The sequence below is a fragment of the Nesterenkonia sp. PF2B19 genome (assembly GCF_001758425.2).
GTDB classification, from domain to species: Bacteria; Actinomycetota; Actinomycetes; order Actinomycetales; family Micrococcaceae; genus Nesterenkonia; species Nesterenkonia aethiopica.
Map to the genome: position 1 here is coordinate 1 of NZ_MDSS02000133.1, position 1,050 is coordinate 1,050.

Here is a 1,050-nt window from a genome sequence, read left to right on the forward strand (position 1 = left end):
GGCCAGACCCGGTCGTGCTGCGGGCTCCTGCGCCGCTGCCCCCGGACCCGCTGCTGCGGGACCGCTTGCACCGTTCCGGGGGCGCCGAGGCGGCTCCAGACGGGCCGCGTCCCGCACCTCCCCCACGGCGCGACGGGTGGTGTCGACCTCCTCAGCCAGCGCCTCGCGGATGATCCGCCGGGGGTCGTACTGCCGGGGGTCGTACTTCTTCCAGTCGACGTCGTCGAAGTCGGTCCCGGTCTCCTCCTTGAACTGCTTCTTGGCATCCTCAGCCATGCCCCGGGCCTTGCGGACCCATTCAGCGAGCGTCTGGGCATACTGCGGCAGCCGTTCCGGGCCGAGGATGACCAGAGCGAGCACCACCAGGATGATGAGCTCGTAACCGTTGATACCAAGCACAGACCAAATCTACCGTGAACTCAGTCGTTCCATCGGAACAGCTCGTCCAGGCCCCGGGCCAGACGGTCCCTGGCGGAAGGGTCGGTGGGCAGCATCTGCACCCGAGCCCGGTCGGAGGCCATCACCCAGTCCGCCACCTGCTCCGCCGAGGACTCGGCCAGATTCGAGGTGATCACATACTGCGCGTCGTCCGTCTCCACCGCCGCAGTCCAGCGGTCCCCGGCCCGGGAGACGAAGAGGTCGCAGCCCTCCCCCGTGCCCAGGGTGACCCGATGGTGCTCCACCAGATCCTCGTCCAGGATGGGGGCCAGCTTCTCCCGCAGCGAGGTGAGACCGACGTCCTCTGACTCCGGGCGGGTCTCCGCCACGCTGATGCGGTCCGCTCCGTCGGCCAGCTGCAGCTCCACCGTGCGGACGCCGTCGACCACCCCGGTCTCCAGCCGCTGCGGCTCGAAGCCGAAGCCGAAGTCCACCAGGTGCCCCACGGTCCAGCCGAGCGGCTTGAGGTCGTCCAGGTGGTCCAGTCGCAGCTCGTGGACGGTGGTCGTGGTCAGGGCGCCGGGCAGCTGCGCGGTCCCGTCGGCTTGGACCAGCGGCTCGGAGCCGCCGGCCGGGGCGACGTGGCCGGGGAGCCGACGCGCCGTCGGCGGG

The 1,050-nt window shown here is 70.9% G+C and carries 2 protein-coding genes; both read right to left on the reverse strand.

Annotated elements, in window-relative coordinates:
* The coding region (gene tatB / locus BCY76_RS17870; protein WP_139827893.1) for a Sec-independent protein translocase protein TatB at window positions 1–399 on the reverse strand (399 nt) is incomplete at its 3' end.
* Between the two features lie 20 nt (window positions 400–419).
* Window positions 420–1,050, reverse strand: a 631-nt coding sequence (locus BCY76_RS18400) for a hypothetical protein (protein ID WP_170922755.1), incomplete at its 5' end; no start/stop codon positions are given.